A 635-nucleotide genomic window follows, 5' to 3' on the forward strand; every position below is an offset into this window, starting at 1 on the left:
TTTCATTATGGGTTTAGTCGCAAACTACCCAATAGCTCAGGCTCCGGGCATGGGTCTAAACGCATTCTTCACATATTCCGTTGTGTTAGGCATGGGTTACACATGGCAAGTCGCGCTGGCTGCAGTGTTTGTTTCTGGTGTTTTATTTATTCTGCTGAGCATTTTTAAGAGTCGTGAATGGATCATTAACTCGATCCCGCATTCGCTTCGCACCGGCATTTCTGCAGGTATTGGCCTTTTCTTGGCGTTTATCGCCCTTAAAAACGCAGGTATTGTGGTTGATAACCCAGCGACATTGGTTTCAATGGGCGATATCACGTCATTGCCATCAGTGTTGGCGGCGATTGGTTTCTTCCTTACTATCGCGCTTGTTCACCGTGGTGTGAAAGGTGCGGTGATGATCGCGATTTTGGGTGTGACGGCGCTTGGTCTTCTATTTGGTGATGTGCAATGGAACGGTGTCATGTCAACACCACCAAGTATCGCACCAACATTCTTACAATTGGATTTCTCGGGTCTATTTGAAGTCGGCATGATCTCTGTTGTGTTCGCTTTCTTGTTCGTCGACTTATTTGATACGGCTGGTACGCTCGTTGGTGTTTCTCAAAAAGCCGGTCTAACGGATGAGAATGGCA

General features: G+C 46.9%; 1 protein-coding gene. It reads left to right on the forward strand.

The features are described from left to right. Window positions 1-635 (forward strand): solute carrier family 23 protein (locus R7044_RS26170; RefSeq protein WP_225456114.1); only part of this gene is annotated, 635 nt, incomplete at both ends.

The organism is Vibrio sp. 1402 (genome assembly GCF_033340275.1).